The 25,496-nt window shown below is 45.2% G+C and carries 24 protein-coding genes and 1 riboswitch; of the genes, 23 read left to right on the forward strand and 1 reads right to left on the reverse strand.

Annotated features, from left to right (window positions below; translation table 11 throughout):
- Nucleotides 1–137 precede the first annotated feature (137 nt).
- From BMY78_RS09795 to BMY78_RS09880, 18 genes are all read left to right on the forward strand, one after another.
- A complete protein-coding gene (locus tag BMY78_RS09795; RefSeq protein WP_090897374.1) occupies nt 138–887 on the forward strand; it encodes a FadR/GntR family transcriptional regulator in 750 nt (249 codons plus the stop codon).
- Entirely contained in the window at nt 887–2,098 is a 1,212-nt protein-coding gene (locus BMY78_RS09800) for a M20 metallopeptidase family protein (RefSeq protein WP_090897379.1), read from the forward strand. Before BMY78_RS09795 ends, BMY78_RS09800 begins: the two co-directional genes overlap by 1 nt.
- Nucleotides 2,095–3,660: an ABC transporter substrate-binding protein gene (locus BMY78_RS09805; RefSeq protein ID WP_090897382.1), complete on the forward strand. Its 1,566-nt coding sequence runs from the start codon at nt 2,095–2,097 to the stop codon at nt 3,658–3,660. The genes BMY78_RS09800 and BMY78_RS09805 overlap by 4 nt, the downstream gene beginning before the upstream one ends.
- 99 nt (nt 3,661–3,759) lie before the next feature.
- A complete protein-coding gene (locus BMY78_RS09810; RefSeq protein WP_063565206.1) occupies nt 3,760–4,677 on the forward strand; it encodes an ABC transporter permease in 918 nt (305 codons plus the stop codon).
- Between the two features lie 39 nt (nt 4,678–4,716).
- Nucleotides 4,717–5,622 carry an ABC transporter permease gene (locus BMY78_RS09815; protein WP_371129157.1) on the forward strand — a complete coding sequence of 302 codons (906 nt, stop codon included), beginning with the start codon at nt 4,717–4,719 and terminating at the stop codon, nt 5,620–5,622.
- 21 nt (nt 5,623–5,643) lie between these two features.
- Nucleotides 5,644–7,683 (forward strand): alpha/beta hydrolase family protein, encoded by a 2,040-nt coding sequence (locus BMY78_RS09820; RefSeq protein ID WP_256222037.1) that lies wholly within the window; start codon nt 5,644–5,646, stop codon nt 7,681–7,683.
- Entirely contained in the window at nt 7,680–8,156 is a 477-nt protein-coding gene (locus BMY78_RS09825; protein ID WP_090897388.1) for a hypothetical protein, read from the forward strand. The genes BMY78_RS09820 and BMY78_RS09825 overlap by 4 nt, the downstream gene beginning before the upstream one ends.
- Nucleotides 8,157–8,343: 187 nt before the next feature.
- On the forward strand, nt 8,344–8,949 hold the full coding sequence (locus BMY78_RS09830) for a pentapeptide repeat-containing protein (protein ID WP_090902270.1): 606 nt from the start codon (nt 8,344–8,346) through the stop codon (nt 8,947–8,949).
- A 185-nt stretch (nt 8,950–9,134) separates the two neighbouring features.
- On the forward strand, nt 9,135–9,518 hold the full coding sequence (locus BMY78_RS09835; RefSeq protein WP_090897390.1) for a hypothetical protein: 384 nt from the start codon (nt 9,135–9,137) through the stop codon (nt 9,516–9,518).
- A gap of 68 nt (nt 9,519–9,586) precedes the next feature.
- Nucleotides 9,587–10,123 carry a GNAT family N-acetyltransferase gene (locus BMY78_RS09840; RefSeq protein ID WP_090897394.1) on the forward strand — a complete coding sequence of 179 codons (537 nt, stop codon included), beginning with the start codon at nt 9,587–9,589 and terminating at the stop codon, nt 10,121–10,123.
- A gap of 329 nt (nt 10,124–10,452) precedes the next feature.
- Complete coding sequence (locus BMY78_RS09845) at nt 10,453–12,153, forward strand: NAD-dependent malic enzyme (RefSeq protein ID WP_090897398.1); 1,701 nt, start codon at nt 10,453–10,455, stop codon at nt 12,151–12,153.
- A gap of 533 nt (nt 12,154–12,686) precedes the next feature.
- Nucleotides 12,687–14,165 carry an Lsa family ABC-F type ribosomal protection protein gene (locus BMY78_RS09850; protein WP_090897400.1) on the forward strand — a complete coding sequence of 493 codons (1,479 nt, stop codon included), beginning with the start codon at nt 12,687–12,689 and terminating at the stop codon, nt 14,163–14,165.
- Between the two features lie 384 nt (nt 14,166–14,549).
- Nucleotides 14,550–15,704 (forward strand): glycosyltransferase family 2 protein, encoded by a 1,155-nt coding sequence (locus BMY78_RS09855; RefSeq protein ID WP_090897403.1) that lies wholly within the window; start codon nt 14,550–14,552, stop codon nt 15,702–15,704.
- Nucleotides 15,705–15,737: 33 nt separating this feature from the next.
- Entirely contained in the window at nt 15,738–17,018 is a 1,281-nt protein-coding gene (locus BMY78_RS09860; RefSeq protein ID WP_090897406.1) for an aminotransferase class III-fold pyridoxal phosphate-dependent enzyme, read from the forward strand.
- A gap of 249 nt (nt 17,019–17,267) precedes the next feature.
- Nucleotides 17,268–18,299 carry a zinc-dependent alcohol dehydrogenase gene (locus tag BMY78_RS09865; RefSeq protein WP_090897408.1) on the forward strand — a complete coding sequence of 344 codons (1,032 nt, stop codon included), beginning with the start codon at nt 17,268–17,270 and terminating at the stop codon, nt 18,297–18,299.
- A gap of 84 nt (nt 18,300–18,383) precedes the next feature.
- The gene (locus BMY78_RS09870) at nt 18,384–19,628 is read left to right on the forward strand and encodes an MFS transporter (protein ID WP_090897411.1); all 1,245 of its coding nucleotides are present in this window, start codon (nt 18,384–18,386) and stop codon (nt 19,626–19,628) included.
- Between the two features lie 65 nt (nt 19,629–19,693).
- Entirely contained in the window at nt 19,694–20,287 is a 594-nt protein-coding gene (locus BMY78_RS09875; protein ID WP_090897415.1) for a DUF1349 domain-containing protein, read from the forward strand.
- Between the two features lie 47 nt (nt 20,288–20,334).
- A complete protein-coding gene (locus BMY78_RS09880) occupies nt 20,335–20,976 on the forward strand; it encodes an HAD family hydrolase (RefSeq protein ID WP_177185695.1) in 642 nt (213 codons plus the stop codon).
- Here the strand turns inward: BMY78_RS09880 and BMY78_RS09885 are convergent.
- Complete coding sequence (locus BMY78_RS09885) at nt 20,973–21,788, reverse strand: AraC family transcriptional regulator (protein WP_177185696.1); 816 nt, start codon at nt 21,786–21,788, stop codon at nt 20,973–20,975. The two genes, BMY78_RS09880 and BMY78_RS09885, sit on opposite strands and share 4 nt — an antisense overlap.
- A gap of 242 nt (nt 21,789–22,030) precedes the next feature.
- Between BMY78_RS09885 and BMY78_RS09890 the strand changes: the two genes are divergently transcribed.
- The 5 genes from BMY78_RS09890 (at nt 22,031) to BMY78_RS09910 (ending at nt 25,480) form a co-directional block, all read left to right on the forward strand.
- Complete coding sequence (locus BMY78_RS09890) at nt 22,031–23,161, forward strand: NAD(P)/FAD-dependent oxidoreductase (protein WP_090897426.1); 1,131 nt, start codon at nt 22,031–22,033, stop codon at nt 23,159–23,161.
- A 22-nt stretch (nt 23,162–23,183) separates the two neighbouring features.
- Nucleotides 23,184–23,474, forward strand: a complete 291-nt coding sequence (locus BMY78_RS09895; RefSeq protein WP_090897429.1) for a hypothetical protein — start codon at nt 23,184–23,186, stop codon at nt 23,472–23,474.
- Nucleotides 23,475–23,520: 46 nt separating this feature from the next.
- A riboswitch (TPP riboswitch) is annotated at nt 23,521–23,619 on the forward strand.
- A 121-nt stretch (nt 23,620–23,740) separates the two neighbouring features.
- Nucleotides 23,741–24,412 (forward strand): thiaminase II, encoded by a 672-nt coding sequence (tenA, locus tag BMY78_RS09900; protein WP_090897431.1) that lies wholly within the window; start codon nt 23,741–23,743, stop codon nt 24,410–24,412.
- A 50-nt stretch (nt 24,413–24,462) separates the two neighbouring features.
- On the forward strand, nt 24,463–24,996 hold the full coding sequence (locus tag BMY78_RS09905) for a GNAT family N-acetyltransferase (protein WP_090897434.1): 534 nt from the start codon (nt 24,463–24,465) through the stop codon (nt 24,994–24,996).
- Nucleotides 24,997–25,045: 49 nt separating this feature from the next.
- A complete protein-coding gene (locus BMY78_RS09910; protein WP_090897438.1) occupies nt 25,046–25,480 on the forward strand; it encodes a TetR/AcrR family transcriptional regulator in 435 nt (144 codons plus the stop codon).
- Nucleotides 25,481–25,496: the final 16 nt, after the last annotated feature.

Below are 25,496 nucleotides of genomic sequence, written 5' to 3' on the forward strand. Positions count from 1 at the left end.
GCATCCTTTTTTGCTTGGAAAACAGACTGAGTTGAAAACTATTTATAAATTCATTAAAAAAAAGTATTGCATATCTGTTTAGTCGGAATTATATTAATGGTATAAGGTCTAGACCATTTACAGATCGGAGTGTTTACATGTCCAGTACGTTTTCATTTCGTTTTGAGAAAGTATCTACCAAAAAGGTTAGTGAATTTATAAGGGAGCAACTTGAAGAAGCCATCATACTCAAAGAATTAATGAGTGAAGAACAGCTTCCTTCCGAACGAGACCTTGCCGAGATATTTAATGCCAGTCGAATTACGGTTCGCGAGGCGTTATCTGCGCTGGAGGAAAAAGGCCTGATCGAGAAACGCGTGGGGGCCAAAGGTGGTACTTTTGTGTTGCCACTGACAGCGAATTCTCATAAACGCACAAGAGAAGAAATTATGCGGGATTGGGATCAGATGCTGAAAGTGTTTGAATACCGGACCATTATCGAGCCGGAGGGGGCTTTTTTGGCTGCTGAGCGGATCACCGCAGGCGAGCTGGAACTGCTTGAAGCCTATATGGAGCAAAGTATTGAACCTCACTGTACGAGGGAATGGTTCCGGGCCCTGGATGTGAAATTTCATCTGACCATTGCCAAGGCATCCGGTAATCCGTACTGTGAGACGGCTGTTAGACAAATCCGGACAAAAATTAATCCGGCACTGGACTTGATGCCCTATGATGACCGAATTCGCTCCCTCAATCATGGGATACATATGGAGATTCTTGAAGCGCTGAAAGCACATGACAGCATCAAGTCCCGGGAGACGATGAAAAAACACATTGAATTCTCGGCTGATGCAATCTATGCCAGACTCGTTTCAGAATCCGATGAAAAAGAAGGGGATGAGAACTAATGGAACAATCACAACTATATCAACGCGCACAAGCACTTCAGCCCAAACTCATTGCCTGGCGGAGAGATTTCCATCGCCATCCGGAAATTGGCTATGAAGAATTTCGAACTTCAGAGATCGTAGCCAAACACTTGGAAAGTCTGGGTCTTGAAGTAACACGTAAGGTAGGGAAAACAGGAGTCGTAGGAGTGCTGCGGGGAGAAACGGAAGGGCCTACATTCGCACTTCGGGCAGATATGGATGCATTGCCAATTCAGGACCAAAAGGTGGCTGAGTACAGCTCACAGGTAGAAGGCAAGGCCCATCTGTGCGGGCATGACGCTCATACAACCATTCTAATGGGGGCGGCTGAGCTGCTAACAAGCCTTGGCCGACCGAAATCGGGCAACATCAAATTTGTGTTCCAGCCTGCGGAGGAAGGATTGGCAGGTGCACGTGCCATGATTCAGGATGGAGTACTGGAGAATCCAAAGGTGGACGCGATTGCAGGGCTACATATGACTCCAGGACAAGATACGGGTACCATCGGGGTTAGCAAAGGTGTGGCGTTTGCCTCGGCAGATCGTCTGGTGATTCGGATACTTGGCAAGGGCGGACATGCTGCCCGCCCGCATGAAGGCATCGATGCCATTGCTGTATCTGCTCAGGTCATCACTGCACTACAGAATCTGGCTAGTCGTATGGTAGACCCGCTGGAGCCGGTTGTGGTAACGATCGGTAAAATAACTGGAGGCTACATGGGAACTGCCATTGCGCCGGAGGTTGAGATGATCGGCACGGTTCGAACACTCTCCCCAGCCATTCGCGAACGCATGCCAGCCCTGATTAAACAGGTTGTAAGTGGTGTGTGCAGTTCGTTCGGGGCGGGTCATGAAGTCATCTATGGCGATGGTTACCCCGTTGTAGTTAACGATCTGGGTATGGTTGACCTGCTTACGGAGACCGTTGACGGACTCGAATGGGCGAAGGGACGGAGCATTATTCCGCCGTCCACGGGCGGCGAAGATTTCGCATTCTACTGTGAACAGATTCCGGGTGTTTTCTTCCGATTGGGTTCAGGGAACGAGGAAGAGCGAACTCGTTATCCGCTTCACCATCCGATGTTCGATCTGGATGAGACGGCCATGCCGTATGGTGTGGGCATGCTGTCGGCCGTAGCACTTGAATATTTGTCAAGACACACAACTTCTGAGGGGGAGCATGGAAAATGAAAAAAAGACAATGGACTAGCATGTGGATCACATTATTGGCTGTAGTACTGGTACTGAGCGCTTGTGGTGGCAAGAGCACTGGCACGGATAGCAATTCGGCATCAAGTGAATCGGGCAGTAGTACTTCTGCCAGCACTACACTTACCATTGCAGCTGCTACGGATATTGAGAGCTTTGACCCGCACAACAACAATAATACATCCAGTGAAGCGGTGCTGGTCAACGTATTTGATTATCTGATCAAAAATGATAGTGAACAGAAGAAGGTTCCAGGTCTCGCAACTTCATGGGAGCAAGTGAATGACACAACCTGGCGCTTCAAGCTGCGTGAAGGCGTGACCTTCCATAACGGTGATCCATTCACCTCAGCGGATGTAAAGTATACACTGGAGCGCGTAGCCAAAGACAGTACACTGAAACAAAACAGCTACTTCAAAAACATTGTTGAAGTGAAAGCGGTCGATGAATATACGGTAGATATTATTACCGACGGACCAGATCCGTTGCTGCTTAATCGTCTATCCAAAATGGGGGCAGGCATCTTGCCAGCAAAATATATTGAGGACAATGGTTTTGATCAATTCCTTAAACAACCGGTTGGCACAGGTCCGTACAAATTCAGGAAGTGGACAAAAGATGATCGGGTTGAACTTGTGAAAAATGAAAATTACTTCGATGGTGAACCGAAATGGAATGAGGTTGTATTCCGTGTCATCCCCGAAGCTTCCACACGTGTATCTGAACTGCTGGCAGGTGGTGTTGATATCGCAGCATCTATTCCGTCGACAGATGTTGCCCGCATTGAAGGCGAAGCAGACAAGAAGATCGTCAAAGCGCCGATTCAGCGTGTACTTCAGTTGATTTTCCGCCAAACAGAGGGCAGCGTCACAGCTGATCCGAAGGTTCGGGAGGCTATTGATCTAGCGATTGATAAGCAGGGTATTGTAGACAGCATTGCCGGAGGTGCAGGTATCGTGACTCGCACATCCGTAACACCTGGCAACTTCGGGGCAGATCCTTCGTTGTACAAAACATCACTGTATGATCAAGAGAAGGCGAAGCAACTGTTGCAGGAAGCAGGTTACGCAGAAGGTGAAGCGGAGATGACCATCTCGGTATCTTCTCAATACAAAGAGCCTGCCGAAGTCGTGGCAGCAATGCTGGAGCAAGTGGGCTTCAAAATTAATCTGGACGTGCTTGAACCAAGTGCTTTCAGTGAACGTTACAGTTCCAAATCATTCAAGGAAATTTTCATGATCGGAATTGGGAACTCCCTCTTTGATGCTTCCAATAACTACAATCGTTACATGTTGGACGAAGCCAAAGGTGAGTCGGACTATAACAATCCGGAAGTGGAGAAATTGCTCCAGTCTGCGCTGGTTAACATGGATCCGGCTTCCAGGGAGAAAGAATACCAGCAAGTACAACAAATTCTTGCTGAAGATCGTCCGGCTGTGTATTTGTACCAAATGGAAGGAGTTTATGGTATCGATAGCCGTGTGAACTTCGAGCCGCGTAGCGATGAAATGTTCTATGCTGACGAGATTACACCTGCACAGTAACATCAGACAGAACAACCTGTTATGACAAGGATAAGCCGAGAACGGCAGGGACTGTACCACGTTCCTGTCGTTCTTTTTTAAAAGGAGGTGGATAGAGAAATGGGCAAATATGTACTTAAGTCACTACTGCAGGTTATTCCGGTTCTGTTCATTGTTTCATTGATCGTTTTTATATTGGTCCGCGTCACGGGTGATCCGGTAGCTCTGATGCTGCCTGAAACAGCTACTGCGGAAGACCGCGCTGTATTAACGCAGGCACTCGGACTGGACCAGCCGTTATACACACAGTATATGAAGTTCCTTGGCAGCGCATTGCAGGGTGACTTTGGTCAATCTTTCCGTTATGGAGAACCGGCTTTACAGCTTGTACTGGAACGATTGCCGGCCAGCTTTGAACTGGCTGTTGCAGCGATGTTTTTTGCCATTGTTATGGCTGTACCGCTTGGAGTTGCATCAGCAGTCAAACGAAATACGTTTACCGATCTGATCATCTCCGGTATATCGGTCATCGGTAAAGCTATGCCGAACTTTTGGATGGGCATTATGCTCATTTTGTTATTTTCCGTGATGTGGGGAGTTTTGCCTGTATCCGGCCGCGGCGGAGTATCACATCTGATATTGCCTGCCTTTACACTAGGGGTCGGGCTTGCTGCTCAGATGACTCGTCTGATTCGCTCTAGCATGCTGGAAATTCTGAGTCAGGATTACATTCGTACAGCACGGAGTAAGGGGCTTGGCCGGATGGTCGTGATTGGCAAACATGCGTTTCGTAACGGATTGATTCCGGTCGTAACGATTATGAGTTTGCAGTTTACAAGCTTGATTGGTGGAACATTGATTACGGAGACGGTATTCTCCTGGCCTGGGCTGGGTCAGTTGCTGGTTGTTGCAGTCAACACCCATGACATGGCGATTGTACAGGCCGCTGTTTTTGTCATTGCGTTTATCGTGGTTGTAACGAATATTCTGACGGACGTGGCCTACCGGCTGCTTGATCCACGCATTAAATACGATTAGAAGGAGGTGCAATCGATGACAGGCAGCAATGAAATGCCAATGCCGGGTGCAGAACAGGAACATGAGAATGTACGTACACCAACAGGACTTCGCTACATCTGGAGACAACTGATCATCAGCAAGACCGGAATATTTGGCGCTGTGCTCGTATTGTTGGTTGTGTTAATCGCCATATGTGCACCTCTGTTAACGAGTCATGATCCTGGAGCAGTGAATCCCCTTAATCGCCTTAAACCTCCAGCTTGGCTTGATGGGGGAACGGCTGAATACTGGCTGGGTACGGATAATCTGGGCAGGGACATGTGGAGTCGAATCGTATATGGTGCGCGTGTTTCATTAATCGTAGGTATGGGAGCAGTCATCGTGTCCGGAATCATCGGTGCCATTCTTGGTCTCTTGTCCGGATTTTACGGAAAATGGCTGGATGCGGTTATTATGCGCGTAGGTGATGCATTCATGGCCATCCCTACCATTCTGTTTATGCTCGTTGTAATGGCTATTGTGGGGCCAGGGATTACGACGCTGATTTTGGTTATCGGTGTGACGAACTGGGTTCCTTTCACCCGTGTAGTCCGCAGTGAGGTGTTGAGTATCAAGGAACGGGACTTTGTTCACGCTGCCAGATCGATTGGTGCCAAGAATGGGAGATTGATTCTAAAACACATTCTGCCGAATATTTTATCTTCCTTTATCGTGATCTGCGGTATGAATGTTGGGACCACGATCATTATGGAAGCTTCGCTCAGTTTCCTGGGTCTGGGCATTAAGCCACCTGACATTTCCTGGGGAGGTATGCTCAGTGATGGAAGGCAATATGTAGCAACAAGCTGGTGGGTGGCAACTTTCCCTGGACTGGCAATTACCCTGACGGTTCTGGGTGTCATTTTCCTGGGAGATTGGCTGCGGGATGTACTTGATCCACGTACGGATACAAACAAGAAATAAGAGGAACGGGAGGGGATAGCCATGGATATGAATAAAAGACCGATCTTGCCAGAGGACTTATATCATTACCGCTGGGTTAGCCAGCCTGTAATCAATCAAGATGGTCAGGTGGCGTACGTTGAACAGACGATTGATCAGCAGAAAAATGAATATATTACGCAAATTCGTGGCGTTTCACTTGAAGGTAGTGGGGACAAGCCGCTTACAGATGGAGTAAAGGATTCATATCCTTCCTGGTCACCAGATGGAACACAGCTCGCTTTTTTACGATTGGAAAGTGGGGGTAAAGGATTGTGGACCCTTGCGTCAGGTGATACAAAGGCTATAAATCTCATCTCGTCTGAGCGCAAGCTTTTACAATTTGTCTGGTCCCCGGATGGGCAGTATATTGCGTTTACTAGCAAAGTTGTAGCAGGCAAAGAAGAAGCAATGGCTGACAAAACATCAAAGATAGACGAATCACTTAAAGTATCTCCCCTGAGGGGCAAGGTTTTTGAGCGCACGACACCGAAGGCAGAAGGCTCTGGCTGGTGGGATGGTCTGAATAGCCATCTGTTTGTATATGAGATTGGAAGTGGAACCATTAGACAGATCACAACCGGACCATGGAATGTTACTGCTCCGGTCTGGTCGCCAGACGGTCAGGCTATTTCCTTCATTTCCAAACAGGTACAGGATCAGGGAGTGGATGCGGATCTGTTGTACTTTGCAGACGTACATACTGTCAATCTGGCAAACGGCGAGCAGTATAGAGTAACGGATTCCAGTCTTCAGGTGAGCCAGTTCGCATATTCACCCGACGGAGAGCAACTGGTTCTGATTGCCAGCGACCGAGAGTACGGCAGTGGCAGTCACAATAGACTATATGAAGTGCCGAGTAGTGGAGGTATTCCAAAGCAGCTGGCACCTGATGTCGATATGCAGTTGGGGAACGCAGCACTTGGGGACATGAAATCGGCAAGCCCATCCCCGTCGCCACTGATGGATGACCATCATGCGCAACGTACGGCATATGTACTGGGTACCCAGGGTGGAAATGTGGACGTGTATCAAATCACCGAGGATGGGCATTGTCAATCCGTGACGGGAAGCGGGGAGAAGGATGTATATCAATATACCCTGTCACCTGATGGTAAGACGCTGGTCATTGGTGCATTGACTGAGGATCACCCTGGAGAACTGTACCGTGTGGATATTAACAGTGGGGACATGTTCAGACTCACCCGGCGAAACGATGAATTTTTGGCAGGCTTGGAAGTCAATGTACCTGAACGTATCGAGTTTACTTCGTCAGACGGATGGCCGATCCAGGGTTGGTTGTTAAAGCCGGTTATGCAGGAATCGGATACCAAAGTACCGATGATATTACAGATTCATGGTGGACCGCATGCCATGTATACAGGCATCTTCAGCCACGAAATGCAGACACTTGCTGCACAGGGGTATGCCGTACTATGGGTGAATCCCCGAGGAAGTATGGGGTACGGGCAGGAATTCGCCAGAGCTTGCCGAGGAGATTTTGCCGGGGGAGACTGTCGAGATCTGCTTGAGGCGGTGGACTATGCACTGGCAACATATGATTTTCTGGATGAAACACGTCTTGGTATAGGTGGAGGTAGTTACGGAGGTGTCATGACCAACTGGATCGTTGCTCATACCCATCGATTTAAGGCGGCAGTTACGCAGCGTTGTATATCCAATTGGTTGTCCTTGTATGGAACCAGTGATATTGGAATCTCTTATGTGGAGGGCGTAATTGGTGGCAATCCGACAGAACATGCAGACATGTTATGGTCCCGTTCTCCCCTTGCTCATGCGCACAAGATTCAAACGCCACTTCTGATTATGCATGGAGAGCAAGATTATCGTACACCGATCGGACAGGCGGAGGAGTTATATACCACGTTAAAACGATATGGAAAAACGACTAAACTGATTCGATACCCAGGCTCCAATCATACTTTGCTCAAAAGCGGAAAACCCTCGCTGCGCGTGGATAGCTTTGAACAAGTAAATGCCTGGTTTAATCAATACCTCAGAGATGGAGAGGGCGGAGCATGAGCCGTATTCGGTTATCCATTCCCGTAGCTATGTTAGTGGAAAATGTTCTAACGAGCGGTGAACCGAGCGAATTAATGATTGATTGTTTACAGAGAAAAGACTTTTCTTCGTTGTTATCCAAGATCAAGGAACCAACGATGGATCTGGTGGAGAGACTGGACACAGCAGCTGAGATAGGAGACAACTGGGAAGAGGCCATACGCAGCAGAGTCTATGAATTCAAATTTTTGCATATTAACGCCCTGAAAAGACTGCTCTATTTCCGGTTTAACCTCAAGGTAGAACAGGATTATATCCAGGAGGGACTGTCACTAAAACATATTTACCTGACCTTACAAGAGATCGAGTTGCTGCAATTGATGGTTGGCAGACAGTGGATTGTGAAAGAAGAAGAACAAAACAAAGACGAGCACAGAGACAAGGGAAGAGACGCATCGTTTCCCATCCCTGTTCATATCCGATTGAAGTACTAGCTAAAAACAGTTATAGAGCCAAAAGCCGCGATTTTCGCGGTTTTTTTATTTGAGTAGCTACGTTTTTCAAAAAAAAGTAACTTGACTTTTGCAGGCTTTTAAGCAGGTACTTGACAGCCGTATGGTATATTATAAAAAGCTTTTTAATGGGGAAAACATGATAATCATACAAGATGGGGTGTACGTGATGTACCAATATAAGGATCAAGAGTATGAAGGTGTACATTTTGAAGGACGTGACTTGCGGTATGGAGAACTGGTCAGTTGTGTTTTCAAACAGTGTACCTTTATGAACGCTTCGATGGAGGAAATCGAGACTAGCAACTGCCGTTTTATCGAATGTGACTTTAAAGGCGCTTCAATGAATGGCTCAATCCATAGAGAGTCGGCTTTTGAAAACTGCTTATTTGGTGGTGCTAATCTTTTCGCTTCCAAATTCACCTCCTGCAAAATGACGGGGTCGGACTTTTCCGGTGCACAAATGGATGGTATCACACTAAGTCAGGGCGATTGGTCTTATACGAATCTGAGACATACCCGATTGGGTAAACAGGATTTGCGAGGAATTCGTTTCTTTGAAGCGGACTTTACGGACACGGATTTTACCAAAGCGGATTTGCGAGACTGTGATCTTACAAGAGCAGTTTTAAGCAGAGCCAAGCTGCAAGGAGCGGATCTTAGAGGCGCTAATCTGGAAGGAATCGATCTGAAATCATTGGATATTAAAGGCGTACGTTTGGATCGCGAACAAGCGGTTCTGTTTGTACGCTCATATGGTGCGAAAGTAGACTAAGTTGAACATATACTGCTACAGTTCATGCCAGTATTATAGACAATTCAAAAACTTCATAAACTGCATGAAGCCACCAACAAGGTGGCTTTTTTGGCATGAAGATGTTCCTGTTCAAGCAAATTTGCAGGAATAAGAGATATAATCAAGAACTAATAAACATAAGTTTCAAATAAAAGGAGGCCATTATGACGACTACTTTATTTACTATTGTTGCTATTATTGGCTTTGGGCTTATAACAGGCACGATCACTATGGTTATGATATTTAAAATGCTCCGTAACAACAAACAGATACAACACACTCGAAAAAGGGTTTTAATGGAAGGGATTCCTGCGGAGGCGGTTATTCATGATATTACACAAACTTCATCCAGTATGGATGGAAGGCCGGGAGTACGACTGGATTTGACCGTAACCCAAGTTGACGGCCGTACCTTTCCCTCTGTCGTAGAGACATATATCCCGGTTACACATATTCCACAATTTCAGAAAGGAAATGTCATTCACGTAAGATACATAGCAAACGGAAATGAACGAAAGGTTGAAGTAGAAGGTGCTTACATGCCGTAATTGAACTTTTAAAACTCAGCTGAGACAAATATAGAACAGAAATCGATTTAATTTAGGGGGACATTTTTTTGAAATTAGTTAAAGCTTATGATATGGATTTGAACGAAGAAAGGTCAACGCATCTTCAGGCATTGCTTATTGCCAGTTTTCCAGATGTTTATCCGGAGGACCGTTTGTTTTTTAAACAAATTCCACATTGCAGAATATTAGCATTTAACCCAGATAATCAACTGATTGGACATGTAGGATTAGATTACAGAATGATGAATTTAAATGGAAAAGCAATAAGAGTGCTGGGGGTCATTGATCTGTGTGTTTCGACAGCATATCGCTCTCAAGGAATCGGTTCGTTGTTGCTATCAGAAGTGGACAAGCTGTCCAGAGGGCATATTGATTTTGTGCTATTATTTGCTGATCATGAGGGCTTGTATAGCAAAAATGGGTTCAAAATGGTCAGCAACACCTGTAAGTGGTTGAAAATTGACCATGAGACCTTAACTACAATTGGAGTTGGAATTGAGCAGATCGACGGATTAATGGTTAAAGAAGTCGGAACATTGCCTTGGAGTGAGGGAGAACTTGATTTTTTAGGATATCTGTACTGACTACAGCATCTGGATCAATGTAAGATTAGGAAATGAACATTCAGAAAGGAACACCGCTTGGAGCCACGAAGATCGTGGCTTTTTGGCGTGAGATATGTATAAATTCATAAAATGAATTTGTTGAAAAATGACAAGGTGATAAATTTTATTTATCGAAATGAAATTGAATTTCATTCATGGAAGTTTCATGAGTTCGTTTACATGACATAGAAAATATTTTATAATTGTCATCGGAAGATCTTGAACTAACTAAAAGTTATTAAGTGTTAAAAATAAATTAAAATGGCGTTAAAACGTCAACAGACATCATGAAAGAAGGCAATCAGTAAATGAACTCATTTTTTGTAGATTCTGATGGAAACTTAAAAACCTCTTTGAAAGGCAAGGATGTTCTGTCCAATCCCATGTTGAACAAGGGTACTGCCTTTAACAAAGAAGAAAGAAGAGAGCTTAACCTGAATGGCATCTTGCCACCGATGGTTTTAAATATTGAAGAACAAGTAAGTCGGGTATACCAGCAATTGCAGAATGAATCGGATAATTTGCGTAAAAGCATCATGCTCAGTGATTTGTTCAACCGAAATATTGTACTATTCTACCGTCTAATGAAAGATCATCTTAGTGAAATGCTGCCGATTGTGTATACACCTACGGTCGGACAAGCCATTCAAGAATATAGCCATCAGTACCATAGACCTGGAGGTCTATATTTATCCATCAATGACATGGATGGGCTGGAGGAAGCTTTCCGTAACAGTGGATTGCATGCGGGAGATGTGGATTTGATTGTGGTGACCGACTCGGAAAGTATTCTGGGCATCGGAGACTGGGGCGTTGGCGGCATTAAAATTGCCATTGGTAAACTCGCAGTATATACAGCAGCCGTAGGCGTTGATCCAAGCCGTGTATTGCCTGTTGTGCTGGACGTTGGAACCAATAATCCCAAATTGCTGAATGATCCATTGTATGTAGGTAATCGCCATGAACGTATTCGCGGGGAAAAATATGAGCAATTTATCGAAGCCTTTGTGAAAGAAACAACAAAGTGGTTCCCGGATATCCTGCTTCACTGGGAAGACCTGGGCAGCGTGAATGCCAGAAATATTATTCAGAAATACGGGGAAGAACTCCTTACGTTTAATGACGATATTCAGGGAACGGGTGCGGTCACACTTGCGGCGATTATGTCCGGAGTTCAAGTGACGGGTATGCCTCTTCGTGAGCATCGTGTCCTGGTATTTGGACCGGGGGCCGCTGGTATTGGTAACGCAGATCAGATTCGTGACGCTATGATGGAGGAAGGGCTTGAGCAGGAGGAAGCGGAGAGCCGTTTCTGGGCGTTCGATTACCGCGGAATCCTTACCGATGAGACGGAAGGTCTATTTGAATTCCAGAAACCATATGTGCGTAAAACTGCGGAAGTGAAAGATTGGGCGTTGAATGAGCAAGGGCAGGTCAGTCTGCTGGAAGCTGTGAAACAGATCAAACCAACGATCCTGATCGGGACGTCCGGTGTGACAGGTGCTTTTAATGAACAAGTTATCAAAGAAATGGCGAAGCATGTGGAACGTCCAATCATTATGCCCATGTCCAATCCGACCTCGCTTGCCGAAGCAGCACCAAGAAGCTTGATTGAATGGACGGATGGCAAAGCACTGATTGCAACAGGCAGTCCATTTGAACCTGTCATGTTTAATGACACATTGTATGAAATTGGTCAATCCAATAATGCTTTTGTGTTCCCTGGTTTGGGTCTGGGAGCGATTGTAGCGAAAGCATCGAAATTCACCAAAAACATGTTCACCGCAGCTGCAGTGGCCGTAGCTAATTCGGTAGACTCGTCTGCACCAGGTGCTCCTCTTCTGCCTAGAGTGAAAGAGCTGCATGCTGTTTCGTTCAAAGTCGCAGTGGCGGTTGCCAAGGCGGCAGTGAAAGATGGCGTTGCGCGTGTAGAGCTGAAAGACGTTGAAGAGGCTGTAAAAGCTGCCATGTGGCATCCGGTGTACAAACCGCTTTATGCGGCCGTTTAATAACTGAATACAGTGCGTGGTGACTATAAACCCTTGTGGGTCTAATCATATGGATTTGGATTTTAAAAGCGGCACGATTTGTTTCTCGCCTTGACCCATGGCTGTATTCCATGTTAAGTTTCTGATATTAAATTGTTGAGCTTTTAAAGGGGGATAGAGCGATGACTGAATTAGAGGTTGTAGATGTTTATGTGAACCTGTCAACGAACATGAACACTGACATGGTTCACAACATAACTAATCAGAAACCGGCACTTAATCCTCCTATGCATAGATTATCTTGGCGTTAAGTTCTCAGGCGCCAGGTTTCTTTATCATAGTCAGGTTGATGTAACGCAAAAAAGCACCGGTGAATGGCGCTTTTTTGCGTTTTTTCATTTGAGGATATTCCAATCACTCTGACACGAGGGATATGTCATTCATGCAAGAGCGGATTGAAATTCTGATTATGTTCAAATATAAAGTGAGGGACCATGTCGTGGTAAATTTCACGTCGGTTAACTTTTATATTTCACATAAAAAGGATGATCTTTATGTCTTTAATTAACGTTAGCAACCTAACCTTTGCCTATGATGGCAGTTACGATAATATATTTGAAAATGTGAGTTTTCAGCTGGATTCCGATTGGAAATTGGGCTTTACCGGAAGAAACGGCAGAGGCAAAACGACATTCCTCAACCTGCTGCTTGGTAAATATGAATACAGCGGAACTATTTCTGCGAATGTCAGCTTTGAGTACTTTCCTTTTCAGGTTCAGGATAAAAGAGCTATGACCCTCGATGTCATTGAAGAGGTCTATCCTGAATATTTGCACTGGCAGCTTGTCAGAGAGCTTAACCTGTTAAAGGTTTCGGAAGATATTCTTTATCGGCCTTTCGACTCCTTATCAAATGGCGAACAAACGAAGGTCATGCTGGCTGCCTTGTTCCTGAAGGATAATCGATTTTTGCTCATTGATGAACCTACCAATCATCTCGATATTCATGCGAGAAAACTCGTCAGTAATTATCTTCGCAGCAAAAGTGGATTTATTCTGGTGTCACATGATCGATCCTTTCTGGATAACTGCGTAGACCACATCCTGTCCATTAATAAAAATAACATCGAGATTCAGAGAGGGAATTTCTCCGCTTGGTGGGAAAATAAACAAAGGCAAGATCAGTTTGAACTTGCAAGTAATGAGAAGTTAATTAAGGACATCAAGCGTTTGTCCGATTCTGCCAAACGGACGGGTGGATGGTCGCATGAAGTGGAAAGAACCAAAAATGGTACGAGAAATTCCGGTTCAAAGGTGGATAAAGGCTATATTGGACACAAGGCTGCCAAAATGATGAAACGTTCCAAAAATATTGAGCAGAGGCAGCAATCCGCCATCCAAGAAAAGTCCAAACTTCTAAAAAATATTGAGAGTGCTGAACGTCTACAGATTCATCAACTGGATTTTCACAAAAAAGAACTTGTCGAATTGGAACATGTATCGATTGCATATGGCTCCAATACGGTATGTAAGGACGTGAGTTTCACAGTTGAAAAGGGGGATCGGATTGCACTCTATGGTAAAAACGGATCGGGGAAATCAAGCATCCTTAAACTGATCTGTGGTGAGGACATCCCTTATACAGGTCATTTTCGAAAGGATCACCAACTTAAGATCTCGTATGTGTCGCAGGACACGTCTGATCTCAGCGGCCAATTATCGGATTATGCTGTCACACAGGGAATCGATGAAAGCTTGTTTAAATCGATCCTAAGAAAGCTGGATTTTTCCAGGCTGCAATTGGAGAAAGATATCTCGACGTTTAGCGCAGGCCAAAAAAAGAAGGTGCTGATTGCTAAAAGTCTCAGTGAGCAAGCCCATTTGCATATTTGGGATGAACCTCTCAACTTTGTTGATGTCATCTCTCGTATGCAAATTGAAGACTTGCTGCTGGAGTACTCCCCGACCCTTCTGTTTGTAGAGCATGACAGTGAGTTTTGCTCAAATATTGCAACAAGAATTATCGAGCTATGAGCAAAAGGTAAAGATAAAAGGGATAAATTCCTAAGAGCCGCTACCTTACAACAACATACAATAATGCAATATAAACACCCCATTGTGGAGTCAGTCGTGTCATTGGATACGAGACTCACTTTGGAGGTGTTTTTTTGCGTGGAGAGCTATCCGCGATACTTGAAAGGAACAATTTTTTTCTTTGGGTACATATTCAAATTTTAACAGAGTTCAGAATTTAAGATTTCAAACTTACAAAAAATGATATAAATTTCTAGTAGATTCAAATTATTACCAAATTAAGACAGCGAATTTGCGACAAGGAGGTCGATAATCCGCACTAAACGCGATACCGTTTCAACTCGCTTTTGCACGCATTCCATCATATCCAACAGGAGGGATTCCATGCTTTACACCATTATAGTGCCAGTTAACCAGGACTATAACATTTTGAACCTGTTTACGGATTCATTGCTGCGGACCGTCAGCCCGTCCACTCAAATCATTTTTATCAACGATGGTTCCGGTTCTGCTGTTTTACAGCATTTGGAGAAACTGAAACAAGAGGTTAGAGAAGGGGTAACGATTGAAATTCTTCAGCATGATTTTCCACTCGGTTGTGCTGTATCAATCAACAGCGCACTTCGGCGAGCAGAGGGTGATTATATTTTCTTTCTGGATTCCGATACGATCCTTCAACCGAACTGGCAATCAATGATGAAGGAGACGATGGACAGCGACATTACGATCGGTATGATTGGCGGTGTTCTGCTCTATCCGCAAACGGGAGGTGTGCAGCATTGTGGTATTGCATTTGCTGATACAATTGGCCGCCACTTATTCCTGAACGCATCGCCTGATGATATTCCGAAGGAAACTTTTTCAGTTCAGCTTGTTGTATTCGCCATGTTCGGCATGAAGAGGGAAGTATATGAAACGGTAGGCGAGCTGGATGAGAAGTTCTTTAACGGATATGAGGATTTTGATTATCAGATGCGAGCACGGTCAGCCGGATATGATACGGTCATTAATCCGAATATTCTCGCCTATCACTGGGAACGGAGCAGTGGCATTCACCGCAACTTCAACCGGAAAAACAATCTGGCACGTTTCTGGAAAAAGTGGGGTGGGGAAATTGAGGCCGATGTTTGGCCATTCGTATTCGGTCATCTGAAAGAACAAATGGATAGCCAGAGTGAATATCAGCATCTGCCGATCGTTGGCATTGATCTTGCAGAGGTTCGCAGTGACGCGGAAACGTTCTGGACCAAGCTGGAGGAAGCTGACATTGCACCTGTTGCTGAGGTACGTGACTATTCCAACCGCTTTAACTCTAATGGTGCTATCTGGCTGCCGCAGGTTCTGGGCAAGGAGTTGATTCATAGCGAGAACCGATTACTGTTTCTGGTGGACAATTTCGCCCGGTTGCTGGAAAACCGTTACTGGATCGAGATGAGACACGCTCATCGGGCTAAAGATCTGATCATTGATCTGTATGGCAATGTCATCACCATGGATCGTATATATGACGGCTGCTGGCCTGGCTCCAAAGTTCGCTAACTCACAAACCAAGTAAACAGGGAGGAACCAAAGGTGAAATCAAAAGAGAGCACGCTGGATCGTGCCGTAAGGTTTACACGGAATCTGGAGTGGTTGGAACATGTCGAAAAGGTCATTCCGAGCGGATGCAGTACGTTAGCCAAAGCACCAGAGCGATTATTTCCGGGATATACACCCGTATGCTGCGCAGAAGCACGCAATTCCCGTTTTATAGATATCGATGGAAATGAATGGCTGGATTGTGAGATGGCCATGGGTACGGCGCCATGGGGACATGCACGGCACGAAGTTCAACTGACCGTTATCCATCAGCTGAAAAAAGGGACAAGTTATTCGATTCCTGCTGACATTGAACTTGAATGCGCTGAACTGATTTTGGAGCGGTTTGAAGGCCGCTACCCTTCATTGCGATTCACCAAAAGCGGCGCCGATGCAGTTAGTGGAGCCGTACGTCTGGCTCGTGCGGGAAGTGGCAAAAGCAGGGTCATCGCGACGGCCTATCATGGGTGGCATGACTGGTCTGCCTATGGATACTATGGCCGCGAAACGAAAGAGCGAGGCATCCCCGTGGATATCGAGCGCACAACGATCTGGATAGACAAGCCCTCACAAGAGCGTATCGAGGCCCAAATCCAATCCTCTCCCGAGGATATCGCCTGCATTGTCCTTTGTCCAAATGAATGGAAACGTGAGCCGTTGGCGCAAGTTGTATCCCTATGTCGGTCATTGGATATCATTGTCATATTTGATGAAGTCACCTCCGGTATTCGAATGGGCAAGCAAGCTACAGCTGGGGAGTATGACATCTGGCCGGATCTGCTCTGTATTTCCAAAGGTATGGCGAATGGACTGCCACTCGCAGCCGTAATGGGACCGGAACATTTGATGTCATTATCAGGACAGGTCAGATTCAGCAACGCCCATTCCAGCGAGACCACTGCACTCGCGGCAGCGATTGCATGTGAGCGATTGATGAAAAGCGCTAAAGTATGGCCTAGCTGGCGCGAGGCTACCATTCGGATTATGGATCTGATCGAAGCTGAACTCGTGCTTCTTGGATTAACCGATCAATTGGTGCTGAAGGGGACCTATGCAAGCTTCTCCATTAGCTCTATTTCGGAGGAAAACTTCCATACCGATCCTTTCCGTGAGTTTATGGTCAAACGAATGGCCCACTTCGGAATTTTTACCAAAGGGTACTTAATTTTCTCTGATGCACATACACGGGAAGAATTGCTATGGGTGGAGGAAGCTCTCTTGCAGACACTTTCCGACTGGAAAGAGATGCTGAAACAGGAACACCTTTCGAATTGAGATTTACGAAAACGTTTAAAATTTTATTCAAATTATATTCGTTGAACTATTCATTTACACGTGAACGGAGAGGACAGAATAAACCTGAAAAAGCGGAGCGCTCGCCTTTATCCCCGGATGTTCCCCTTTAAAAAAAGGAATTAAAGAATCTGGGGATAACAGCGATTGGAAGGTTGTTCTGTCATCGGAGTGGATTGTGTAAAATCTTTATTTCAACTTATATAAAACATCGACTAGGAGGAATATTCAATGAAAGCACTCGTATATCAGGATCTTAAACAGGTGACTTACCAGGATATTGAGGAGCCAACCATACACAAGCCAAACCAGGTAAAGATTAAAATCTATGGTTCAGGCATCTGTGGTACAGACCTGAATATTGTCAAAGGCAAAGTTCCGGCGAATAAAGGAACGATTATTGGTCATGAAGGTGTAGGTACAGTGGTTGAGGTGGGCGACGAAGTTCGTGGTTTCAAGGTGGGTGATCGGGTATTGGTTGATCCCACGCAATCTTGCGGTACCTGCTCCTATTGCCGTGAAGGTTTGTTCATCTATTGCGAAAACTTTGATGACTACCAAGTAGGTATGACCACTCACGGTACTTTTGCAGAATATTACGTTGGGGACGAGAAATATATCTACCCCATACCGGATTCCATGAGTTGGGAAACGGCCATGATGATCGAACCACTCGGATGTGTACTTCAGACGTTCATGAAAGCAGGGACTAAGCCAAGTGACTCTGTACTGGTCCTCGGTTCTGGTGCAATAGGTTCCTTGTGTCAGCTTGTGAGCAAACGATTGGCAAGGCTTACTGTAGGCACGGAAGTTGATCCATTCCGCAAAGAGTTCGCTTCAGAGATCGCGGATCATGTGTTCTATCCTCAGGATCTGACACTGGATAAAGTATACGAGATCAATAATAACAAGAAGTTTGATATTGTAGTGGACGCGGTTGGTAACCAGCTGCATGTAGGATTTGAGATGATTGCCAAAGGCGGCAAGATCATTCCTATGGGTTATGACGACAGCTATGAAGTGACGTTTAAATCAACTGCCGTGATTAATGATGGCATTAGTATCATTGGTGCGGTAGCTAATCACTCGATGATCAGTACAGCATTGAAATTTGCACAAAGTATTCCGGAACTGGAGCAAATGGTTACCTCTACGGAACTGCTGAGTGATTATGAACAGGCATTCAATGGGACAATCGGATATCATCTGCGTACCGGAGAGAAATTGCCCATGAATTCGGTTAAAACAGCTCTGATCTTGTAAGCATGTAGATATTGGCGGTTTTGCCGCTGCGAAAAGCAGGTATTCGCAGCGGTGAAACACCGCAGAAAAGGGGGGAGATATCGATTGAAGCTGCTACAGGATTTGCCGAGAAATCCGCGGTACTCCATCTTACTTGAACCGGTGTGGGCCATCCCGGGCACGATTGTTCTTTTTTATGCTCCTTTATATATGAAGGAAGCCGGACTTTCGGATATTGAAATTGGTTTGATCAATTCGGTGAATCTTTATTTTGCCTTTATATTTCAGTTATTTGCAGGTTCAATCACGAATAAGCTTGGGCGCAAGCGAACAACGCTGATCTTTGATCTGATTGCCTGGAGTGTTCCCATGTTCATCTGGGCTTTCTCCCAGAACTTTTGGTTGTTTCTGATCGCTTACCTGCTGAATGCAACCTCCAAATTTGTGACCGTTTCCTTCAACTGTCTAATTATTGAGGATGTTGAGGAACACAAGCGATCCAAGGTATTCGCCATTCTCAACATGATCATTACGGGTGCTGGAGTACTGACACCGATCGCCGGGGTAGTGATTGCCGATTTTGGCATTGTGCCAACACTGGCCAGTATTTATTTTGTCGGTGGCATTCTCATGACCGTCATGTTCTTCATTCGCAACCGATATACGGATGAGACCGCAGTAGGGAAGGAACTTATGGGAATGCATAGCCAAACCCGGGTGATCCAGAGTCTGGCTTCCAGTCTGCGACTTTTCGGCAAATCGTTCTATAAACGGAGGCTTTTACCGATTATTCTGATCACGGTGCTATCCAATCTGATCCTGCAGTTGAACTTTTTCCAGGTAATTTTTTTCAAGGAACAGTTAAACTTCAATGATCAGATTATATCATTTATCCCGGTCGTCACCGCTGTAACCGTCATGCTCTTGTATTTAGTCATTATCCCGCGTCTGAAACGGCGTTCAGAAGAAAAGTATGTCAGTTTCTCGATCATTTTGAGTACAGTGGGGGCAATACTTTTTCTGTTGATACCTGCGGGGAATATAGCCATGTTATTTCTGACTCTAATTGTACTGGCGGCAGGCAATTTCATCTTGCAAACGTATCGGGACTCACTGCTTATGAACCGATTAGGTACACATGAAAAAGCGGATATGTTCTCGGCGGTGCAGACCGTCATGACGTTAACAGCGATTCCATCAGGTTACCTGACAGGTCTGCTGTATCACTATAATCCCGTGCTGTTGTTCAGTGTCATTCTTGCACTTTACATCGTACTCATGGTCATTATGTTATTCCTCCCTGATCCTCAGAAACACTCCCAAGTGATTAGCACTTACAAAAATATGTAGGAGAAGGGGTTTTCTGTATATGAAACGAATATATAATACAGAAAATGAACCTGGGAGGCATAGAAATGACAAACGTATTTGCAACAGAAACAAGAAACCAAATGAACTGGATTAATGAGCCGAAGACCTGGTCTTATACCGATCAAGGCGTTCTAATTGTAGAAGCTCAGGCTGATACGGACTTTTTCCAGGACCCAGCGGGTAAGCATATCCGTGCAACCGCGCCATTTCTGTCGATGCCGGTGCCTAACGATTTTGAAATGACGACCCAGCTAACCGTGGACATGAAACACCAATATGATTCCGGATGTTTGATGGTGATGGCGGATGAGCGAAACTGGTGCAAGCTTTGTTTTGAATATGATGGAAAAGCGGCTACCATTGTGTCGGTAGTAACGAAGGAAGGTTCATCCGACGATTGCAATTCGGTTGAAGTTCCCGTAACCAATCCTTATCTGCGCATACGTAAAGTGGAGGACTGCATTTCATTCTTTTATTCACCCGATGGGGTGGAGTGGAAATTAATTCGATATTTCGGCATGCCGATAGAGGGGGAGATTCGGGCTGGAGTTGTTGGACAGTCACCAGCCGGAACGGGATGCACCTGTCACTTTTTATCGATGAATGTTACCCGTCCGGACGTGACTGCACGCTTCTAAGCCCATCTCCCTGCCATTCGGCTGATCATTGGAGGGAGAGAAGCGGAATGGTAAAAGCTTTTATTTTGGATTTTGATGGACTGATTGTGGACACGGAGACACCTTGGTTCTATGCTTTTCGCGATATTTATAAAGAGCATGGACTTGAACTTGGCCTGGAGCTATGGTCGAAGAACGTAGGGACATCATTTGAAGAATTTCATCCTTTTCAATATCTGGAGCAAGCGCTGCAAAAACCGATCGATCACGATCATATCAAGTTGCTCTCTGAACAGAAATACGAAGCCTACCTTGGACAGGCAGCAATTCTTCCAGGCGTGCATGAGTTGCTCCAGTCTGCCCGTAAAAAAGGGATTGGGCTTGCCGTTGCTTCCAGCTCTACCCGGGATTGGGTTCATGGTTATTTGCGTACACTCGGCATTTTCGAACTATTCGATGTTATTCATACAGCTGAGGATGTGAAGCGGGTCAAACCGGACCCGGAATTGTATCTGCTTGCTCTGGAGAGTCTCGGGATCGGGGCATCCGAAGCGGTTGTGTTCGAGGACTCGCCGAATGGACTGAAGGCAGCCAAAGCCGCGGGAATTCGCTGTGTCATTGTGCCTAACGAGGTAACACGTAATTTGGAATTCTCGAAGTATGATCTGCGGTTAACCTCGCTGGCAGAGATTACGATGGAGATTCTTTAACCCTGGTATTGCTTGCGTAACTCAATAGGAGAGATCCCTTCATATTTTTTGAATACGGATCCAAAATAACTGGCGCTGTTGAAACCGACAGCCCGAGCAATCTCGTGGGCCGTTATTCCGGCGTCATGGACAAGCATTTCCTTCGCTTTCAATAACCGATATCGTGTCAGATAATCAAGCGGAGTCATTTGGAATTCCTTTTTGAATATCCGATTCAAATGCTGCTCGGTGACGTCCATTTGCTGAGCCAGCATGGAGAGCGAGATATCCTGATCATAATTTTGCTTGATAAAAGTAACTAGTCCGCCCAGCTTTAATCGGGCATCCGAGCGTTCATAAGTACCATAACGATCGCCATCAATCGTTAACCTGACCAGAAGCATGTACAGCAATGCGGATACGTGCCAGATCTGATCCTTGTGTCGGGACTGCAGCGCCAACGTTATTTCATGCAACAGGATATGAAGCATTCCATCCGGCTTGAAGGCGCGCAGCTCCCCGATCTGCAAGGTATGCAGAAACCGGGGCAATAAATAGCCATTAAAAGACAGACAATCGAACAACAATGAATCACTCAGATTGTCGTAACGATATGTCACCTCTGGAAACAGAATAAGAGCTGTTCCTTCCCGAATTGAAAACTCATGATTTTGGGCTGTGATTTTCCCTGTTCCCCCGATACACTGCACAATACTGTAATCCCGTGAATGACCGTTCCAATTCATTAATTCATCTACAGTCAGCTGATTTTGACCTGTAATCATAAGCGGCATATCGGTATCCAGTGAATTCCCCGTACTAGGTTTCGGCATCGTTGTGTTATTCCTCATTTCGTTAAAGGTCGTGTGCGTAAATGGCGAAGATACAGCGTTAAAAGAAACATGATTTGAATTATATTACATAAATGACATTAATTTAAACGGTCTATTCACTTCGATGAACCACTTATCGAAAACCTTTTAGGAACACGTATCATCATGTCGATGCTTTGCCATTATCAGACCATATAGTATACGCTATAATGGATACAGTGATTTAGGAAAGGGATGCAGTCATGAAGAAAGTCATCGTCGTAGGATCAGGAATTCTTGGGGCTTCCACAGCGTATCAATTGGCAAAAAGGGGTGCGGAAGTTCTTCTTATAGACCGGAAAGATCGAGGGCAGGCTACGGATGCTGCTGCCGGGATCATCTCTCCCTGGTTATCTCAGCGCCGTAATCAGGATTGGTATCAGCTTGCCAAGGCGGGTGCACGTTTTTATCCCGGGTTGATTGAAGAACTCAAGAGTGAAGGGGAAACGGAAACAGGTTACGCTCAAGTGGGTGCTCTTAGTATTCATACGGATGTGGACAAAATTAACAAGATGCAGGAGAGGGCACACCTTCGTAAAGAAGATGCACCGGAGATTGCCGATATTACCTGTCTAGATGCAAAAGAAACTCATGAGCGTTTTCCTCTTCTGGAGGAGAGCTTTCATTCAGTCTACATCAGCGGAGCCGCGCGTATTGACGGGCGTGCGCTGCGTGATGCGTTAATCCGATCGGCTCAACGAAATGGAGCGGTCCTGATTAATGGTGACGCGACACTTCAATATGAATCGGAACGAGTAACTGGAGTGGTTGTGGACGGTAAAGTCATATCGGCTGACGAGGTTATTGTGTGTGCTGGCGCTTGGGCTAATGAACTGTTGAAGCCCTTGGGCATTGATTTTAAGGTTCATTATCAGAAGGCACAAATTATGCACTTGCAGGTTCACGATCGAAAGGACACTGGGAACTGGCCTGTAGTCATGCCTCCTTCGGATCAATATTTGTTAGCCTTTGATCAACAGAAGATTGTGATCGGAGCGACTCACGAAAATGATATTGAAGGATACGATACAAGAGTAACCGCAGGCGGAATGCAGGAAATTTTGAATAAAGGATTGGAACTGGCTCCCGGTTTAGCTGATAGCACGTTTCAGGAAGTAAGAGTAGGATTTCGTCCATTTACACCAGGTTTTCTTCCGGTAATGGGTGCTGTCCCAGGTTGGAATGGCTTGATTACAGCCAACGGGCTTGGAGCTTCCGGTTTAACGATGGGGCCTTTTATTGGAAGTCAACTGGCCATGTTGGCTCTTGGTATGGAGTTAGATATCGATATTCAGCCATATGACCTTGGAAAAGCTATGGTTGATCAGAAATGATTAATCAGAAATGAGGTGAACTATGACATATTCACAGCGCTTATCTCACGGCTACTCCTCAGATATCATCTATCTGGAGCACCAGATTGCCATCGCCGAGGAGGAATTGGCAAAGGCCGAGGAAGAGCGGCGGGCATACGAATCGGATTTAAACAAGTTGAGGACGTCTCCGGCGTATCATTTAACTTCAACGACGAACGTCTCTAATGAGCAACAATGGGTGGATGAGTTAAACAGATTGCAAAGGATGATTAAGGATATCCGGACCCGACTTAAGAACTTGCAAGAAGATTTAGGGGAACTTGAAGATTAATAGGAATAGTTTGACATTTGGAAAAACACATGTTGTAATAAGCCTGAGCTATTTGCAGGGGGACTGTTCGCAGTTGAGAAGGTTAAAACCTGACCCTTTGAACCTGTTAGTTAATACTGACGTAGGGAGCAAATGACATGTACTCATGTTATTTTGCCCTTGCCGAAAATAGGTCAAGGGCTTTTTGGTCTGCATTTTGGGGGACAGAACGCGATAGCTGGGTGTGAAGCGGGGACATTATGATTTTAATAAAAGGAGCAATGATCATGTCATTTTCGAGAACGTTAAAAGATAAGTCCAGAATCGTATGGGAAGATGGATACAACCATCCTTTTTTACACGAAATGGGGAAAGGCACACTGGATCAGGAAGCGTTTAAGTTTTATCTTCTTCAGGACTATACCTATCTGATTGAATATGCGAAGATTTTTGCCATGGGTGCGGTGAAGGCGACAGATGAAAAACTGATGACGAACTTTACGGTGATTCAACACGCTATTCTGTACGAAGAAATGGATTTGCATCGAAATTATATGAAGGGATTTGGGATTACGCTGGATGAAAATCATACGGTCAAACCATCTCTGTACAACAAGGCGTATACGTCGAATATGATGAGTGTTGCACAAACAGGTGGTGTTGCCGAAATCATCGCCGTCATTTTCCCCTGTGCGTGGACGTATTACGACTATGCCACAAGATTAAAAGAACAATATCGAGATTCGTTAGAGGGCAATTTCTATCAGACGTGGATCGAAAATTATGCAAGTGATGAATTCCGCGACTCATTCGAATGGTTCTATGATACACTGGATGCATTATGTGAACATAAAACCGAGCAGGAACTGGAGGCCATTGAAGACATATTCAGAAGAAGTGTTGAATTTGAATATCTGTTCTGGGAAATGGCTTATAATCAGCAACTCTCGTACTTCTGATGAATGAAATCTCAAATCTATTACAACCAGAGACAAGGATGAACATACAGATGAACAATCATGGGGAACGCATCTATTTACGATTTTTGAACGTGGAGGACGCACCGACACTGCTGGATTTGCAGTTCCGTAACCGGGCTGTTTTCGAAGAGATATCGGCAAGTGAACGATCAGAGACATTCTATACACTGGAGGGCCAGTTAGCCCTTCTTGAAGGCTGGAACAAGGCGAGGGAAGAAGGGAAACGGTACTCTTTCGGGATCTTCCTGAACCATACGCATGAGCTTATTGGGGAGATCTCTCTGTTCGAACTTGAACTGGATTCCATCAGCAAATGGATTGTTGGTTATGTGCTTGATCAGGCCCAGAATGGTAAGGGATACATGAGTGAAGCTCTGCGGCTAGCACTTAATTTTGCCGTGAATGACGGGGGAATAAAACGAGTGGAGGCAGGTGCACTTCCCGACAATGCCGGATCAATTCGAGTGTTGCGTAAAGCGGGCTTCCAGGAAACGGACCGTCAGAATATTAAAATCAAGGGAATTTGGAAGGAACATGTGATGTTTGCAGTGGATTTGCAGTAGAGTGTTGAATATCGTAACGTGAACCGCCTAACTCATCCAGAGGGAACTTATGAATAAACGGAAACAAATGTTATTGGACTCAGCACTTGTGCTCTTTGAGAAACATGGAGTAACCAACACTTTCATAAAAATGATTCTAGACGAGTCAGGTGTGTCCAAAGGAACATTTTACAAATTCTTTGGTTCAAAGGATGATTGTATTCTTGCCATTCTGGAGCAGCGTGTACAGGAAGACATGATGATTCGCAAAGATTTGGAGAGCCAAAGCTATGCTTCCGATTTTGATCTACTGGTGGATCAGATTATGGTCCCGATGATGTTGCCAGAAACAAAGCTGGTTGTGGAGTTATTCTACGTTAGCGCGGAAGTTCTCACTTCAGTGGAGAGGCTACGGTTTATTTTATTATTTCATACACAAAAAAGCGGCAGATTGGACGTAAAACTTAGGGTCCTGATCTGCCGCTTTTGGTATACGATACAATAGGCTCTACATGATGTAA

Source organism: Paenibacillus sp. OK076 (genome assembly GCF_900110055.1).
Lineage (GTDB): Bacteria > Bacillota > Bacilli > Paenibacillales > Paenibacillaceae > Paenibacillus.

Bases quoted from the DNA above. Each gene is read 5' to 3' on its own strand.
- BMY78_RS09825 (WP_090897388.1), top strand. From the start codon at position 7,680: ATGAGCCGTATTCGGTTATCCATTCCCGTAGCTATGTTAGTGGAAAAT.
- tenA (WP_090897431.1), top strand. From the start codon at position 23,741: ATGTCATTTTCGAGAACGTTAAAAGATAAGTCCAGAATCGTATGGGAA.
- BMY78_RS09910 (WP_090897438.1), top strand. From the start codon at position 25,046: ATGAATAAACGGAAACAAATGTTATTGGACTCAGCACTTGTGCTCTTT.
- BMY78_RS09865 (WP_090897408.1), top strand. From the start codon at position 17,268: ATGAAAGCACTCGTATATCAGGATCTTAAACAGGTGACTTACCAGGAT.
- BMY78_RS09835 (WP_090897390.1), top strand. From the start codon at position 9,135: ATGACGACTACTTTATTTACTATTGTTGCTATTATTGGCTTTGGGCTT.
- BMY78_RS09850 (WP_090897400.1), top strand. From the start codon at position 12,687: ATGTCTTTAATTAACGTTAGCAACCTAACCTTTGCCTATGATGGCAGT.
- BMY78_RS09820 (WP_256222037.1), top strand. From the start codon at position 5,644: ATGGATATGAATAAAAGACCGATCTTGCCAGAGGACTTATATCATTAC.
- BMY78_RS09890 (WP_090897426.1), top strand. From the start codon at position 22,031: ATGAAGAAAGTCATCGTCGTAGGATCAGGAATTCTTGGGGCTTCCACA.
- BMY78_RS09805 (WP_090897382.1), top strand. From the start codon at position 2,095: ATGAAAAAAAGACAATGGACTAGCATGTGGATCACATTATTGGCTGTA.
- BMY78_RS09830 (WP_090902270.1), top strand. From the start codon at position 8,344: ATGTACCAATATAAGGATCAAGAGTATGAAGGTGTACATTTTGAAGGA.
- BMY78_RS09810 (WP_063565206.1), top strand. From the start codon at position 3,760: ATGGGCAAATATGTACTTAAGTCACTACTGCAGGTTATTCCGGTTCTG.
- BMY78_RS09880 (WP_177185695.1), top strand. From the start codon at position 20,335: ATGGTAAAAGCTTTTATTTTGGATTTTGATGGACTGATTGTGGACACG.
- BMY78_RS09895 (WP_090897429.1), top strand. From the start codon at position 23,184: ATGACATATTCACAGCGCTTATCTCACGGCTACTCCTCAGATATCATC.
- BMY78_RS09905 (WP_090897434.1), top strand. From the start codon at position 24,463: ATGAACAATCATGGGGAACGCATCTATTTACGATTTTTGAACGTGGAG.
- BMY78_RS09875 (WP_090897415.1), top strand. From the start codon at position 19,694: ATGACAAACGTATTTGCAACAGAAACAAGAAACCAAATGAACTGGATT.
- BMY78_RS09800 (WP_090897379.1), top strand. From the start codon at position 887: ATGGAACAATCACAACTATATCAACGCGCACAAGCACTTCAGCCCAAA.
- BMY78_RS09795 (WP_090897374.1), top strand. From the start codon at position 138: ATGTCCAGTACGTTTTCATTTCGTTTTGAGAAAGTATCTACCAAAAAG.
- BMY78_RS09815 (WP_371129157.1), top strand. From the start codon at position 4,717: ATGCCGGGTGCAGAACAGGAACATGAGAATGTACGTACACCAACAGGA.
- BMY78_RS09885 (WP_177185696.1), bottom strand. From the start codon at position 21,788: ATGCCGAAACCTAGTACGGGGAATTCACTGGATACCGATATGCCGCTT.
- BMY78_RS09855 (WP_090897403.1), top strand. From the start codon at position 14,550: ATGCTTTACACCATTATAGTGCCAGTTAACCAGGACTATAACATTTTG.
- BMY78_RS09845 (WP_090897398.1), top strand. From the start codon at position 10,453: ATGAACTCATTTTTTGTAGATTCTGATGGAAACTTAAAAACCTCTTTG.